Annotated in this window: 13 protein-coding genes and 1 tRNA gene; 11 read left to right on the forward strand and 3 right to left on the reverse strand. The window is 54.9% G+C overall.

Annotated features, from left to right (window positions below):
* The first annotated feature begins 20 nt into the window (after positions 1-20).
* Together ACZ5FM_RS04385 and ACZ5FM_RS04390 are read left to right on the forward strand one after the other, a co-directional pair.
* Positions 21-1,253, forward strand: coding sequence for an MFS transporter (locus ACZ5FM_RS04385; RefSeq protein WP_464039815.1), 1,233 nt, complete (start codon positions 21-23; stop codon positions 1,251-1,253).
* A gap of 520 nt (positions 1,254-1,773) precedes the next feature.
* A complete protein-coding gene (locus ACZ5FM_RS04390; RefSeq protein ID WP_464039816.1) occupies positions 1,774-3,912 on the forward strand; it encodes a sodium-translocating pyrophosphatase in 2,139 nt (712 codons plus the stop codon).
* A gap of 73 nt (positions 3,913-3,985) precedes the next feature.
* On the opposite strand, the gene ACZ5FM_RS04395 is transcribed toward ACZ5FM_RS04390, so the two are convergent.
* The gene (locus ACZ5FM_RS04395; RefSeq protein ID WP_192487494.1) at positions 3,986-4,522 is read right to left on the reverse strand and encodes an outer membrane protein assembly factor BamE; all 537 of its coding nucleotides are present in this window, start codon (positions 4,520-4,522) and stop codon (positions 3,986-3,988) included.
* Between the two features lie 212 nt (positions 4,523-4,734).
* Between ACZ5FM_RS04395 and ACZ5FM_RS04400 the strand changes: the two genes are divergently transcribed.
* From ACZ5FM_RS04400 to ACZ5FM_RS04435, 8 genes are all read left to right on the forward strand, one after another.
* The gene (locus ACZ5FM_RS04400) at positions 4,735-5,331 is read left to right on the forward strand and encodes a ubiquinol-cytochrome C chaperone family protein (protein WP_464039817.1); all 597 of its coding nucleotides are present in this window, start codon (positions 4,735-4,737) and stop codon (positions 5,329-5,331) included.
* A gap of 8 nt (positions 5,332-5,339) precedes the next feature.
* A complete protein-coding gene (locus tag ACZ5FM_RS04405) occupies positions 5,340-5,903 on the forward strand; it encodes a YceD family protein (RefSeq protein ID WP_275640830.1) in 564 nt (187 codons plus the stop codon).
* Between the two features lie 99 nt (positions 5,904-6,002).
* On the forward strand, positions 6,003-7,064 hold the full coding sequence (gene plsX / locus ACZ5FM_RS04410; RefSeq protein ID WP_192487497.1) for a phosphate acyltransferase PlsX: 1,062 nt from the start codon (positions 6,003-6,005) through the stop codon (positions 7,062-7,064).
* 4 nt (positions 7,065-7,068) lie between these two features.
* A complete protein-coding gene (locus ACZ5FM_RS04415) occupies positions 7,069-8,040 on the forward strand; it encodes a beta-ketoacyl-ACP synthase III (RefSeq protein ID WP_192487498.1) in 972 nt (323 codons plus the stop codon).
* 163 nt (positions 8,041-8,203) lie between these two features.
* On the forward strand, positions 8,204-8,542 hold the full coding sequence (locus ACZ5FM_RS04420; RefSeq protein ID WP_192487499.1) for an integration host factor subunit alpha: 339 nt from the start codon (positions 8,204-8,206) through the stop codon (positions 8,540-8,542).
* A 255-nt stretch (positions 8,543-8,797) separates the two neighbouring features.
* Positions 8,798-9,340, forward strand: a complete 543-nt coding sequence (locus tag ACZ5FM_RS04425) for a MerR family transcriptional regulator (protein ID WP_250982900.1) — start codon at positions 8,798-8,800, stop codon at positions 9,338-9,340.
* Between the two features lie 133 nt (positions 9,341-9,473).
* Positions 9,474-10,199 (forward strand): thermonuclease family protein, encoded by a 726-nt coding sequence (locus ACZ5FM_RS04430; protein WP_464039819.1) that lies wholly within the window; start codon positions 9,474-9,476, stop codon positions 10,197-10,199.
* A 49-nt stretch (positions 10,200-10,248) separates the two neighbouring features.
* Positions 10,249-10,333 (forward strand) — tRNA-Leu (locus ACZ5FM_RS04435).
* A gap of 76 nt (positions 10,334-10,409) precedes the next feature.
* On the opposite strand, the gene ACZ5FM_RS04440 is transcribed toward ACZ5FM_RS04435, so the two are convergent.
* Both ACZ5FM_RS04440 and ACZ5FM_RS04445 read right to left on the reverse strand, forming a co-directional pair.
* The gene (locus ACZ5FM_RS04440; protein ID WP_464039820.1) at positions 10,410-10,868 is read right to left on the reverse strand and encodes a hypothetical protein; all 459 of its coding nucleotides are present in this window, start codon (positions 10,866-10,868) and stop codon (positions 10,410-10,412) included.
* A 102-nt stretch (positions 10,869-10,970) separates the two neighbouring features.
* Positions 10,971-12,428 carry a TrkH family potassium uptake protein gene (locus ACZ5FM_RS04445; RefSeq protein ID WP_250982897.1) on the reverse strand — a complete coding sequence of 486 codons (1,458 nt, stop codon included), beginning with the start codon at positions 12,426-12,428 and terminating at the stop codon, positions 10,971-10,973.
* Between the two features lie 75 nt (positions 12,429-12,503).
* Between ACZ5FM_RS04445 and ilvA the strand changes: the two genes are divergently transcribed.
* Complete coding sequence (gene ilvA, locus ACZ5FM_RS04450) at positions 12,504-13,784, forward strand: threonine ammonia-lyase (protein WP_464039821.1); 1,281 nt, start codon at positions 12,504-12,506, stop codon at positions 13,782-13,784.
* Positions 13,785-13,801 lie beyond the last annotated feature (17 nt).

Below are 13,801 nucleotides of genomic sequence, written 5' to 3' on the forward strand. Positions count from 1 at the left end.
TGTGAATTGGGGTGAAAGACATGAGTGGCGCAGTTGTTCCGGGGCTCGAAAATCAACTCAGCCAGGCAAAGCGCAATGTCTTTCTCCTCACGATGGCGCAAGCCATTCTTGCGTCCGCACCGCCAATTGTCTTTTCGGTTGGTGCATTGGCAGGCTACCAGTTGCTGGGAGCCGACAAATCTCTGGCAACGGCACCACTGACCGGCTTTAACGTCGGCGTCGCATTTGGTGCCATTGCCGTGGCCATGGCCTCGCGTTTCCTTGGTCGCAAAGCCAGCTTCATGCTTGGTGCCTTGCTCTGCTCGATCGGTGGCGGTATTGCCGCAATTGGGCTTTTCCGCATTGATTTCTGGCTGTTTGTCACTGGCTTCCTGCTGATTGGTCTGGCTGGCGGCTTTACCCAGAAAATCCGCTTTGCTGCGGCAGATGCATCGCCATCCTTCTACAAGCCGCGTGCCATTTCCTGGATTCTTGCCGGTGGCATCATCTCCGCAGTGCTTGGGCCGCAAATTGCCATCTTCACCAAGGACATGTTCTTTCCGGTGCTGTTTGCCGGTGCCTTCATCGCCATCATCCCGCTTGGGCTTGTGGCGGTGGCGATCTTTGCATTCCTTGATCTGCCGGAAGTCAATACGAAGCAGGCGACGGATGAGCCAGCCCGTCCGCTGATGGACATCGTGGCGACGCCACGTTTTGCAACAGGCATGATCTGCGGCATCGGCTCCTACGCGTTGATGACATTTATGATGACCGGTGCACCGCTCGCCATGGTGATCGGCTGCGGGTTCCCCTCCGAAATGGCGACACTTGGCATCCAGTGGCATGTGCTGGCAATGTTTGCGCCGAGTTTCTTCACCGGCATTCTGATTGCCCGCTACGGCGCAGAAACAATTGTCGCCGCCGGTCTGGTCATCCTGATGGCCTGCGGTGTAGTTGCCCATATGGGCATCGAGCTGTGGAACTTCTGGGGTGCGCTCATTCTGCTTGGCGTCGGCTGGAATTTCGGATTTATCGGCGCGACAGCCATCGTCACCTCCAGTTACCGCCCGCATGAAGCGGACAAGGTGCAGGGTTTCCACGATATCATCCTGTTCAGCACCGTTGCACTGGCATCCTTTGCCTCCGGTCAGGTGTTTACCGCCTGGGGCTGGAATGTCATGAACATGATGATCTGGCCGATTGCAGGCCTCTGCCTCATTATGGTTCTGTTTCTCATAGTGAAAAACCGTAAGACCGTAGCCGCCCTAGGCTAAACAGTAACCGTCACTGTTCGTCATTTTAGCAGAATCGACCTAACGTAAGGTATGGGGCTTGACGCGAAGCCATCCGGCAACGCAATCTTGACGCAGATGGCTTTTGCCCTTGGGAGGGGGCGAGGAAGCCAATGCGAAATCGCCAGTAAAGCGATTATACCCCGCTCATCGGTCGAGCGGGCAAGGGACTGTACTGCATGACTCCTTAAATCGTACCCGATTTAAGGCAACGATTATGCAGCAATTTAAAATGTTAAAGCGTCCTTTGTGCGCTTTCTAAAACGCACGGCACTTTAAGACAGATCTTTTGTTCTTCTCAGAAGGGCCAGCAGGTCTGTTGCCATACATGAAACGCAATTCCTTTCGGAAAAGCCGTTCAGAACTTTTCCGGGAATCGCTCGAAGCCACGTTGAAACGGGTCATGCCCGCCAGGCGTGTTTTCTCTTGGTTTTGTCGCATGTCTTGTTCCCAAAACCCTTTGCCACTTTCGGGAGACATGCTCTAGGGGAGGTAAGTGTGAATGACTGTAATTCCCGTTGTAATAGCATGCGGACTGCTTTCTATCGTTTATGCCATCTGGGCCACCAGAAGCGTTCTTGCTGCCGATCAGGGCACGGAGCGCATGCGCGAAATTGCCGGTTACATTAGAGAGGGTGCCCAGGCATATCTGGCACGGCAGTACCTGACGATCTTTATCGTCGGCCTTATCGTGGCGGTTCTCACATGGCTGCTTCTGTCCACCGCGGCAGCCATTGGTTTTATCATTGGTGCCGTTCTGTCAGGCGTTGCAGGCTTCATCGGCATGCATGTATCGGTCCGCGCCAATGTGCGTACCGCACAGGCTGCCTCGCATAGCCTTTCTGCCGGTCTGGATATTGCTTTCAAATCCGGTGCAATAACGGGAATGTTGGTTGCTGGCCTCGCACTGCTGGGTGTGTCGCTTTATTATTTCATTCTCACTGCTGGCCTTGGCCATGAAAGTGGCTCCCGCGAGGTCATCGATGCGCTGGTCGCGCTCGGTTTCGGCGCTTCGCTGATTTCGATCTTCGCACGTCTCGGCGGCGGCATCTTCACCAAGGGCGCGGACGTTGGCGGCGACCTCGTCGGCAAAGTGGAGGCGGGTATTCCGGAAGATGATCCACGCAATCCGGCAACCATTGCCGATAACGTCGGTGACAATGTCGGGGACTGCGCTGGCATGGCGGCCGACCTGTTTGAAACCTACGCGGTATCCGTCGTGGCAACCATGGTGCTTGCCGCGATTTTCTTTGCCGGAACACCCATCCTGTCTGACGTCATGGTCTATCCTCTGGCGATTTGTGCGGTATGTATCGTGACCTCGATTGCCGGCACCTTCTTCGTCAAGCTTGGCTCAAACAACTCCATTATGGGTGCGCTCTATAAGGGCCTGATTGCGACGGGTGTCCTGTCAATCGCCGGCCTTGCCGTTGCCACCTCCATGACCATTGGTTGGGGCTCTATCGGCACCGTTGCAGGTATGGATATCACCGGTACCAACCTGTTCATCTGCGGGTTGATCGGTCTTGTCGTCACCGCGTTGATCGTGGTGATTACCGAATATTACACTGGCACCAACAAGCGTCCGGTCAATTCCATCGCTCAGGCCTCGGTAACCGGCCACGGCACCAACGTTATCCAGGGTCTGGCTGTTTCGCTGGAATCAACCGCGCTGCCCGCCATCGTCATCGTTGGCGGCATTATCGGTACTTACCAGTTCGCTGGTCTTTTTGGCACGGGCATTGCCGTAACCGCCATGCTTGGCCTGGCGGGTATGATCGTGGCACTCGATGCATTTGGTCCCGTTACCGACAATGCCGGTGGCATTGCCGAAATGGCGGGTCTTGATCCAGAGGTCAGAAAAGCCACCGACGCGCTGGATGCAGTAGGCAACACCACCAAGGCCGTGACCAAGGGTTACGCGATCGGTTCTGCCGGTCTCGGCGCTCTGGTGTTGTTTGCCGCCTATTCCAACGATCTGGCTTACTTCGCAAGCAATGGCGACAAGTACCCTTACTTCGCCGATGTCGGCGAGATTTCCTTCAGTCTTGCTAACCCCTATGTCGTGGCAGGCCTGCTGTTTGGTGGTCTCATTCCATATCTGTTCGGTGGTATCGCCATGACGGCGGTTGGTCGCGCAGCTGGCGCAATTGTGGAAGAGGTCCGTCGCCAGTTCCGCGAAAAGCCCGGCATCATGGCAGGCACCGAAAAGCCCGATTACGGCAGGGCGGTCGATCTGCTGACCAAGGCCGCCATTCGTGAGATGATCATTCCGTCGCTTCTGCCTGTGTTGGCACCGGTGGTGGTCTATTTCGGCGTGCTGCTGTTGTCCGGCTCCAAGGCATCAGCATTCGCGGCCCTGGGTGCCTCGCTGCTGGGCGTGATCATCAACGGTCTGTTCGTGGCCATTTCCATGACGTCAGGTGGCGGTGCATGGGACAATGCCAAGAAGAGCTTTGAAGATGGTTTCGTTGATAAGGATGGCCAACGCCATATGAAGGGTTCCGATGCGCACAAGGCATCTGTCACCGGCGATACGGTTGGCGATCCCTACAAGGATACTGCCGGTCCGGCGGTAAACCCTGCCATCAAGATCACCAACATCGTTGCACTGTTGCTCCTGGCCGTTCTCGCAGCCTGATACGCAAAGTGCCGAAACCAAAAAAGCCCGCGGACATCTCCGCGGGCTTTTTCTTTGGATGTTTCGAAAGCTTTTAGAAGCCGAGTGGATCGCTGCCGCCACCAAGCAGGTTGCGGGCTGCGTTCGCGCCGCTGGCGCCACCAGTAAGAAGCTGCTGCAAGAAGGTGAGGTCGCGGCCACCGGTGGGTGTCGTACGCGAGATCGTGTCGAATACCTTGCCATCCTGCATGGTGTAGTTGGCCTTCTTGTCGACCACGCCATCCTTGCTGAAATAGATCGCCAGAATGTTCTGCTCAACCAGCTTCGGCTTCATGAAGGCGGCTTTGCGCTCACGCTTCTGGGAAATGTAATAGAACACTTCGTTGTCGAAGGTCGCAGTTGTCGAAGGGGTGCCCATGGTCAGCAAGACCTGTTCACGGCTGGACCCAACCGGAATCAGCTGCAACGATTGCTCATCGACCACGTAACCATTGTGGAAAATGTCCGTTGTGCTGGAGCAAGCCGAAAGCAGGCTGGACGCGATGACGATGGCAATAGCAGTTTTGCCGAGAAATTTGACCCTCTTGGTGGATTCCTGGTTGCTCAACGATGTTTCCCCGACTGCAATCATAAGGCACCTTCCGGCATAGCATGCTGCACAGCTTCTGTGCACACGATTATGTCTTTCCGGGGACAACCGCCCACGGATGTCGCGATATTTACATACTATTACGGGAACTCATTCCGGGAAACATATGCTGACATGTGTTTCACACCGAGACTGAACGTGACCGCAACGGCATTGCAATTCGCGACTGCTTCGGTAAACCAGCTTTCATAATCATGCAACAAGGGCAACGGGATCAAGGCGATTTACTTCGCTCATATCCGGGAAAATTCATGATCTTCCGACTGTTCAAAAAGAAAAACAGCAATCAGGCCATTGTCGACCGGCAATATGCGGCCTTGACCTCCGCCGCACGCCAGCCAGGTTTTTATCTGCATATGGGCGTGCCGGACACCGTCATGGGCCGTTTCGAGATGTTGTCGGCGGTCATGATCCTTTATTTCCGTCGCACCCGCACGTCGGACACCAGCGGGCAGGAAATCGCCCAGGAAATTGTCGATGCGTTTTTTCAGGACCTGGATCATTCCATCCGCGAACTGGGCATTGGCGATCAGGGCGTGCCAAAACGCATGAAGAAGCTTGCCGGCATGTTTTACGGACGGCTGGAATCCTATGCAGCGGCTCTCGATGGGGATGATGCGCAGGCACTTGCGGCGGCCCTCAAGCGCAATATATATCCGCAGGCAGATGAAGACACTCCTGACATGGAGATGCTTGCACAGTGGATGATTATGGCTTCGGCATCGCTTGTTGATCAGTCCGAAGAAATTGTGGCGACCGGCACTGTCACCCTGCCGTCTCCTGCCGAATAGAGGTTCTCATGAGCGACTACAGACCTGACAACGACGACGCGCCATTTTCCTACCCGGTCAAGGTTGGCCATATTTCTGCCAATCCGGTCAGGATTGCTCTGGAGGCGGACAAGGATGAGCTGAAGGCGCTTGCCAAGTCGTGGAACGTATTGTCTGTGGAAGCGCTGAAGGCCGAGTTGCAGGTTTCTCGCTGGAAGAAGGACGGAATAAAAATATTCGGTTCTGTTCAGGCGACCATCACACAGGCTTGCATTGTTACGCTGGAGCCGATCACCAGCCGCATCGATGAACAGGTCGAGCAGATCTTCGTTCCCGAAGGTTCAAAACTGGCCCGGATCATCACCAATGACCAAGGTGAAATGGTTCTGGACCCGGATGGACCTGACATTCCCGAGCAGTTTACCGGTGATACGGTGGATGCAGGCGAGGTCGTGGCCGAGTTTGTTGCGCTTGCAATCGATCCCTATCCCCGCAAGGAGGGTGCAGAGTTTGCTGGTTTCGGTGAGAAGGAAACGCAGGAAGAGCGCAAGCCTTCGCCATTTGCCGTGTTGAAAGACTGGAAAAAGGACTAGGCGAGCCGCCACGTGAAAGAAATTGGTTGTAACGGAAGGCGGAAACGGTATTTTCCCCGGCAATCCCGCCGCAGCGGCGGCCAGAAGGATCAGTGACGAGTGATCAGAATTTCAATTGACGTCATGGGTGGTGATTTCGGCCCTGATGTTGCCATTCCAGGTGCCGCAAAAGCACTGGAGCGGCACAATGACGTGACATTTATATTGTATGGCCAGAAGGAACGGTGTGAACCGATTTTGGCGCAATATCCCAAACTGCGCGAGCGGTCTGTTTTCCATCATTGCGAAGTTTCTGTCGCTATGGATGAGAAGCCAAGTCAGGCCTTGCGGCGCGGACGTTACGTCTCCAGCATGTGGCAGTCCATTGAAGCGGTGAAGGCAGGCGAGGCGGATGTTGTCGTTTCTGCCGGCAATACCGGTGCGCTGATGGCCATGGCGAAATTCTGCCTGCGGACCATGGCGCGTATTGAGCGGCCTGCGATTGCCGGCATCTGGCCTACTCTGAAAGGCGAAAGCATCGTTCTGGACGTCGGTGCAACGATTGGTGCGGATTCGCAGCAGTTGCTCGATTTTGCCCTGATGGGCGGCGCCATGGCGCGCGCGCTGTTTGATATTGACCGTCCGACCGTTGGTCTTCTCAATGTTGGCGTTGAAGAGGTCAAAGGTCAGGACGAGGTACGAGAAGCAGGACGCCTTATTCGCGAAGCAGACCTCGGTACGATCGATTATCGTGGTTTCGTTGAAGGCAATGACATCGGCAAGGGTACCGTCGACGTGGTGGTGACTGAAGGTTTCACCGGCAATATTGCCCTGAAGACCGCTGAGGGAACTGCACGCCAGATTTCGACATTGTTGAAGGAAGCGATTTCGCGCAGCTTCATCGCCAAGATTGGCTATGTGCTGGCAAAGAGTGCTTTTGATGTGCTGCGTGAGAAGATGGATCCGCGCAAGGTCAATGGCGGCGTGTTTCTGGGCCTGAACGGCATTGTCATTAAAAGCCACGGGAGTACCGACGCTCTCGGGTTCGCGTCTGCTATCGATGTCGGTTATGACATGGTCCATAACGGACTGAACGCCAAGATAGAAAACGATCTCAAGATTTACCACGCGAGACGCTTGCCGCCACCTGGCCCCGAAGCGACCGTGGATGATGAGGAATAATAAAATGATCCGTTCAATCGTTCGCGGTTTCGGAGCGGCACTTCCAAAACGTGTCATGACCAACCAGGAAATCGAAGGCGTTGTCGAAACCACCGATGAGTGGATCGTACAGCGCACCGGTATCCGCCAGCGCTACATTGCAGGCGAGGGTGAAACCACCGCATCGCTGGGTGAAGCAGCTGCCCGTGCAGCACTTGCCAATGCCGGCATTGAAGCCGACCAGATCGACATGATCATCGTGGCGACCTCTACTCCCGACAACACGTTTCCGGCCACCGCCGTCAACATCCAGAACCGCCTGGGCATATCAGGCGGTTTTGCCTTTGACGTGCAGGCTGTCTGTTCCGGCTTCGTCTATGCGATGACCACGGCGGATGCCTATATCCGCGGCGGCATGGCAAAGCGCGTTCTGGTGATCGGCGCGGAAACCTTCTCGCGTATTCTCGACTGGAAAGACCGCACCACCTGCGTTCTGTTCGGTGATGGCGCTGGTGCCGTTGTGCTGGAAGCAGGCGAGGGCGAGGGTAAAACCTCCGATCGCGGCATTCTCGCATCGCAGCTTCGCTCCGACGGCACACACAAGGACAAGCTCTATGTGGATGGTGGCCCGTCTTCGACAGGTACAGTCGGCCATCTGCGCATGGAAGGCCGTGAAGTCTTCAAGCACGCCGTTGGCATGATTACTGACGTTATCGAGGCTGCATTCGATGCCACCGGCACGACGGCTGACGATCTCGACTGGCTGGTGCCACACCAGGCCAATAAGCGCATTATCGACGGATCCGCCAAGAAGCTGGGTATTCCGCTGGAGAAGGTGGTCATCACCGTTGACCAGCACGGCAACACCTCTGCGGCGTCCATTCCGCTGGCACTTGCAGTTGCTGCCGGTGACGGTCGCATCAAGAAGGGCGACCTCGTCATGCTCGAAGCCATGGGTGGCGGTTTCACTTGGGGCGCGGTATTGCTGCGCTGGTAAGATGCTTGCAAGGCGTTGTAATTTCTTCGCCTTGCAATTATACCCTTAGACGTCGTTTCGAAGAGATAAAACAGATTCAAAAACAACCGCTTGACCGGTCGTCTTTAGAGAAATAATCTCTGGCGGCTTCATTGAGACCATATAAATTTTTGTGCGGGGAAAAATGGCCGGGAAGACAGTTACGCGTGCAGATCTTGCAGAGTCGGTTTTTCGAAAGGTCGGGTTATCCCGTACGGAATCCGCCGAGCTGGTCGAAACGGTTATCGATGAAATTTGTAATGCGATCACCCGCGGGGAAGTCGTAAAACTTTCGTCCTTCGCCACGTTCCAGATCCGTGAAAAGAACGAACGTATCGGTCGCAACCCAAAGACCGGTGAAGAAGTTCCGATCTCTCCGCGTCGCGTGATGACCTTCAAGGCGTCCAACGTTTTGAAGCAGCGCATTCTCAAGGCACATGCCTCCAGAAAAGCAAAACAGAAGCCGCAAAATCCCGGTAACTGAACATTTTTGTGACGACATAAATGGGAGCTTGGCTCCCATTGCGCGTTCTTATTGTGAAAACGCATGAATTATGCGCTTCAAGCCATTGAAATAAGTACGACTCACATCATAATCCCACACATGTTTTCAACATGCTGCTCTATTGCTGATTCTGTTGTCGGCAATCTGTGAGCTAGCTTGGCTCAGGCACTCGCCATCCTGTTGAGTGTTGTGAGCCCTGTATATGCCGTTTGGGCGGTTTGGATGGAGTGAATTTTGGACAAGAGCCCTGACGCCTTTAGAACCATTAGTGAGGTGGCTGACGACCTTGATCTGCCGCAGCACGTTTTGCGTTTCTGGGAGACACGGTTTCCACAAATCAAGCCAATGAAACGCGGCGGTGGCCGCCGTTATTATCGGCCTGATGATGTGGACCTGCTCAAGGGCATCCGCCATCTGCTGTATGATCATGGCTACACCATCAAGGGTGTGCAGAAGCTTCTGAAAGCCAACGGCAACCGTTTTGTTGCTGCCATTGCTTCCGGCGATATGGCGACGATGGAAGCCATCATGGCGGCAAGCGGAGAGAAGGAAACTGCCGAACCGCGCGTTGCACATCCTGACGATGATGAAGTTGTCGGCCGTCCCAAGGCAAAGCCAAGTGGCCGTTTTTTTGGCTTTGGCGGTGGTTCGACCAACAGCGATACGCCGGAAATCTCGATCGGCAAGTCCAGCATCACCAAGGATGACCAGGCGCTGCTGCAGGAGGCGCTTTTTGACCTTCTGGAATGCAAGCGCTTGCTGGATCAGGTTCGCTGACACCAGTTTCCATTCTGTTCTCAACAGAAAAAAGCAGCTGAAATCAGCAACTCGGTTGGCATAATGCCATTTGCCAACCTTTTGGAAACCCCTTTTGCCGACAATGCGAATCGGACAAAAAGGGGTGTTTCGCGTGAGCAGCACAAAAAGCAGAACCCGCCGTAAGCCGGCAAAAAAGCAATCCGGACAGAGCCTGTGGCCTTTGCTCGGTGTCTGCGCGCTCGTTGTGGGCGGAATTCAGGTTTACGAACATCGTGACAATCTTCTGCCGTCGTCAACCCGCACGACAAAGGCCAGCAGCAGCCAGACCGCCGCTGCACCGAAAAAAGATGTCTCTTCTTTCAAAACAGCGGCTATTCCGCCAAAGCCCGTGAGGCCGGAAAGCCCTGTTGCCAAGGTACAAAAGCAGGCTGCCAATGAGGTGCCTGTGCCACCGCGCGCCGTTCCAATGCCGGTTGCCCTTAATGCGACCGTGCCGGCGTCTCGGCCAGCCGAGGTTAAGTCTGAAGACAGCAAGGACATCCAGAAAGCCGCAAAGGCATCCTTCGCATTTTGTGGCATGTCAGGTCTCAACAACTGTGTGGCCAGCGGCGATACATTCTGGTTGAAGGGCACCAAGGTGCGAATCGCTGGTATCGTCGTGCCGCAGACTGACAATGCCCGCTGCCTGAATGAGCGCCAGCGGGGCTTTGCTGCCAAGGTTAGGCTGCGCGACATGCTGAATCACGGCGCATTCGATGTTGCCCCAGGGGCGGCAGATGGCAAGGTTATCAGCCGTTCCGGCGCCTCCTTCGGAGAGCAACTGATCCGGGAAGGGCTGGCACGTCCGGCCAATGCAAAAAATCAGTCATGGTGCTGATAAGCAGGAGTTGACCAGAATGCTTGTCGCTGTGTAGATGAAGCCGCAAGCAGACGTGGCGAAATCGGTATACGCAGCAGACTTAAAATCTGCCGACCTCGGTCTTGCGGGTTCAAGTCCCGCCGTCTGCACCAAACACCGCTTGATGTCGGTCATAACGTTCCCCGTGTATTCTACTGTTCGTCGACGTGTCTTGCTACCAGCCGGAAGTCACTGGTCGTTGCCGAGATCTTCGAAATCAGGGAACTTGTAGTAAGCGCAACCACCTATCGAGTAATAAGCCAGCGACTCACCCAAATCTTGGCGAGATAGTTCCCACTCAAAGCTGTCGTGGCCTTCAAGCCCATATAAAAGTGCCATCATAGCCAGTTCTTTAAATGGCCCGGGTGAAAAGCTTGTGCCGTAAACAACGACTGCTTTTTGTTCAAGACTGCTTTTTATAACGCGTTCTATTTCAAATTCGGCTTTTACGGCTTGTATTGGAAGTTTGTCTTCATCCAGCAAACCTGATGGACTTATTGAAAGTGACCTAATGCGGGCCTCAACAATCGTTTTTGCGTAAGCTTTAAGTTCGTCTTGTGGAGGGCAGGGCGAAAGCGCGAATGACGAACTTGCGTTCACTGCCAACCAAACAAGGCTTGTGACGCAGAGTGTGAGACGAGACGACATCAATAACAGCCTCTGGAAACGAATTGGTTGAGCTTATGCGTAAAAGCCAACTCTTGCGCGAGGCTGAGTTTCTCAAAGCCAGTGTTGGGCGGATGCCGTCCGTCAGTTCTTCCAGAAAATCGGCATCATGATCACCAGCACTGTCAGGATTTCCAGACGGCCCATCAACATCATGGCTGACAGCACGTAAAGGGCAGGGTCGGTGATGGTCGAGAAGTTACCAACCGGACCGATGATCGGGCCGATACCGGGGCCGACATTGGCCAGTGATGTGGCAACGGCAGAGGTTGCGGTCAGGAAGTCATAGCCCATGGCGCTGAGCGCTAGGCTGCCACCGATCCACAGAGCGATGAAGCAACTGAGGAAGAGGAACACGGTGCGAATGGTTTCAGGGTCAACCACCTGATCGCCATACCGCACCGAGTAGACCGCATTGGGGTAGATCAGCTTTTTCAGGCCGGTTTTGGCAACGTTAAAGATGATGACGAATCGATAGGCCTTGATGCCACCAGCGGTCGAGCCGGAGCAGCCGCCCATGAAGGTGGCAAAGAATGCGACAACCACCACAAACGGTCCCCACAGCGTGTAGTCGTCGCTGGCAAAGCCGCCGGTGGAGAGGATCGAGGTTACGTTGAAGAAGGAGTGGCTGAGCGCCGAATCCAGCGGCACACCGTTGCGCAGGTGGTGATAAACGCCAACCGCGATGGAAATGACCGTGAGGTAACCGAGAAACACCGCAATCTGCGGATCGCGCACAATGTTCAGACGTCGTTTGACGGCCAGCAAAATCATGATCGAGAATGGCAGGCTGCCGAGAACGAGAAAGATCGTTGCGATCCACAACAGCGCGATACTGTCGAAATAGGCAAAGGACGCGTCATGTGTCGAGAAACCACCGGTTGCCACTGTCGACATGGCGTGGTTCAGCGCATCGAAATGGCTCATGCCGGCCATGTCATAGGCAATCGTGCACGTTAGCGTCATCAGCATATAGATGCCGACAAACGCCCGCGTGAAATGCGCGAGGCGCGCAAAGGGTCGGTCATTGCCGGTATCGGATGATTCCATGCGAAAGAAGGTCATGCCACCGACCCGCAGCAGCGGCAGGATGAACAGCCCCAGCGCCACGATACCGATACCACCGAGCCAGCAGAGCAGCGAACGCCACATCAAGATGCCCTGTGGTGCTGTGTCCAGACCGGAAATAACGGTGGAGCCGGTGGTGGTGATGGCCGAAACGGATTCAAAAACCGCCTGAGCAAAGGTCAGGTCCAGTTCGGAGAGATAAAAAGGGATCGCACCGACCAGGGAGAAAACCAACCACAACACGTTAACCAGCAGAAAGCCGAAACGTTTGTTGAATTGTGGTGTCTGTCCACGGGTTGCCAGCGCGCAGGCGAGGAAGAAGCCGCCGCACATGAAACCGGACAGGGCAAACACCGACCAGTCGTTATTCTTATAATAGAGATCCGCCATGGCCGGAATGAACATGGCAGTGGCCATGTAAAGCCCGAAAATGGACGCGACATACATCACCGAGCGCAGCAGATTTGTATTCAAAAAAGTCGCCTCGGTTGGTTGTTTTGCAAAGAGTCTTTGTCTCTGACGTTCGCATATGGCATAGCGGGTGCCATCGTGAATTTCAATGGAACGATAATCGTGGATAAGAAGCATGTCGAGGAAGCACGGCAGGCGGTAAGGGCACTATTTCCTGAAACGCCGCTGCAACTGAATGAATATCTTAGCAACCGCTACGGCGCCCGAATTTGGCTCAAGCGTGAAGACCTGACGCCTGTTCGCTCCTACAAGATTAGAGGCGCGTTCAACTTTCTGCGCAAGGCCATGCAGAATGATGACGCGGGGAACAACAAGATATTCGTTTGCGCTTCTGCGGGTAACCACGCGCAAGGCTTTGCTTTTGCCTGCCGCCATTTCGGCGTTCAGGGCGTGGTGTTCATGCCGGTTACCACACCGCAACAGAAAATCGACAAGACCCGCGCCTTTGGTGGCGAGTTCATCACCATCCGTCTGATCGGCGATATCTTTGACCAGTGCTATGCCGCCGCCCGTGAGCATGTCGAAGTGATCGGTGGCTGCATGGTGCCGCCGTTTGATCATGAAGACATCATCGAAGGGCAGGCGACTGTTGCCGATGAAATCCTTCAGCAACTGCCTGAGGGCACCGTGCCGGATCTGGTTGTGCTGCCGGTTGGCGGCGGCGGCCTTGCTGCCGGCATCACCGGTTATTTCGCTGACCTGATCCCGCAAAGCGGCTTCCTGTTTACCGAGCCGGAAGGTGCGCCAAGCCTCAAGAAAAGCCTTGAGGCAGGCCAGCCGATTACGCTCAACAAGGTAGACAACTTTGTGGATGGTGCGGCCGTTGCCCGTATCGGTGACCTCAACTTCGAAGCATTGAAGCATTTCCCGTCCGAACAGGTTCACCTGATGCCGGAAAACGCCATCTGCGTCACCATTTCCGAAATGTTGAACGTTGAAGGTGTGGTTCTCGAGCCTGCCGGTGCGCTCTCCATTACGGCACTGGAAGCGCTGGGTCGTGAAAAGCTGGAAGGCAAGACAGTGGTTGCTGTCGTGTCCGGTGGCAACTTCGACTTCGAGCGCCTGCCTGACGTCAAGGAACGCGCCATGCGCTATCGTGGTGTGAAGAAGTATTTCATTCTTCGCCTGCCACAGCGCCCGGGTGCCCTGCGTGACTTCCTGGATTTGCTGGGACCGGACGATGACGTTGCCCGTTTCGAATATCTCAAGAAGTCGGCGCGTAACTTCGGTTCGATCCTGATTGGTATCGAAACCAGTTCGCGGGAAAACTTCACTGGCCTGCTCGAGCGCTTTGAGAAAGCGGGCCTAGGCTATGAGGATATCACTGAAAACGATATACTCGCGAACCTGATTATCTGACGAAACATCTGTGCAGG

Source organism: Agrobacterium sp. 5Ca50 (assembly GCF_055381905.1).

What these genes read in the sequence shown, in the direction of transcription:
- ACZ5FM_RS04405 (WP_275640830.1), top strand. Translation starts at nt 5,340, where the DNA reads ATGAGCGACTACAGACCTGACAACGACGACGCGCCATTTTCCTACCCG.
- ACZ5FM_RS04390 (WP_464039816.1), top strand. Translation starts at nt 1,774, where the DNA reads ATGACTGTAATTCCCGTTGTAATAGCATGCGGACTGCTTTCTATCGTT.
- ACZ5FM_RS04400 (WP_464039817.1), top strand. Translation starts at nt 4,735, where the DNA reads ATGCAACAAGGGCAACGGGATCAAGGCGATTTACTTCGCTCATATCCG.
- ACZ5FM_RS04385 (WP_464039815.1), top strand. Translation starts at nt 21, where the DNA reads ATGAGTGGCGCAGTTGTTCCGGGGCTCGAAAATCAACTCAGCCAGGCA.
- ACZ5FM_RS04420 (WP_192487499.1), top strand. Translation starts at nt 8,204, where the DNA reads ATGGCCGGGAAGACAGTTACGCGTGCAGATCTTGCAGAGTCGGTTTTT.
- ACZ5FM_RS04440 (WP_464039820.1), bottom strand. Translation starts at nt 10,868, where the DNA reads ATGTCGTCTCGTCTCACACTCTGCGTCACAAGCCTTGTTTGGTTGGCA.
- ACZ5FM_RS04395 (WP_192487494.1), bottom strand. Translation starts at nt 4,522, where the DNA reads ATGATTGCAGTCGGGGAAACATCGTTGAGCAACCAGGAATCCACCAAG.
- ACZ5FM_RS04415 (WP_192487498.1), top strand. Translation starts at nt 7,069, where the DNA reads ATGATCCGTTCAATCGTTCGCGGTTTCGGAGCGGCACTTCCAAAACGT.